General features: G+C 43.8%; 1 protein-coding gene. It reads right to left on the bottom strand.

What is annotated here, in order from left to right; all coding sequences use genetic code 11:
- On the bottom strand, window positions 1-961 hold a 961-nt coding region (locus tag H8S80_RS33895), incomplete at both ends, for an InlB B-repeat-containing protein (protein WP_148709858.1).

Here is a 961-nt window from a genome sequence, read left to right as displayed (position 1 = left end):
TCTACCAGATACGTTACCGTATACTCGTTTGCAGTAAAGCTTCCTACAATCACTACATCTTCGGCCGGCATGGCGAAGTCTTCCTTCAGATTCCAGCCACTGAACTTATGCCCTTCTTTTTCCAGATCATCTCTGATTGTTACAAGCGTTCCGTACTCATAGGTTTCTGTTTCTCCGGACTGTACTCCGTCTACCTGATAGGTCACTTTGTAGCTGTTAATATCAAAATGTCCTTCAATTACCACATCCTTCGCCGGCATGCGGAACGTCTTTCCCGCGATAGATGAAGACAGTAATCTTTGGATAAATGATTGCCTGACATCTTCACTGCTCCAGCCGCTGAAGGTATAGCCTTCCTTCGTTTCGTCTGCTCTTACGGTTACCTCTTCATTATACTGGTGCTTTTTCTCATCAATAACCTTTCCGTCTACCTTATAGGTTACCGTATAATCGTTGATGCTGAAGTTTCCCTTGATCTCTACATCTTTTGCAGGCATCTTAAACCCGCTGGTCTCGCTCCAGCCGCTAAAGGTATATCCCTCCTTCGTTGGCGCATCTCTCAGCGTTACATCTTCTCCAAATTTATAGGTATCTACCTTTCCATATAACTGGTCATCAACCTTATAGGTAACTGTATAGCTGTTAATCTTGAAATGTCCTTCAACCACTATATTTTCTGCAGGCATCGTAAATCCTGACTCACGGCTCCAGTGACTGAACGTATAACCTTCTTTTGCAGGTTCCTCTCTCAGTGTTACTACTGCTCCATACTTATAAGTTTCTGCTTCACCGCTTATCTCACCGTCAACTTTATACGTCACCGTATAGCTGTTGATCTTAAAGTTTCCTTCGATTACTACATCCTCTGCAGGCATCGTAAAGTTATTTTCACGATTCCAGCCACTAAATGTGTAACCTTCCGTCTCAGGTTCAGCCCTCAGCGTTACTGCGCTTCCATACT

It is taken from the genome of Hungatella sp. L36 (assembly GCF_014288035.1).
Note: the sequence above shows the minus strand (reverse complement) of the source record. Positions and strands in the feature narration are given on the sequence as shown.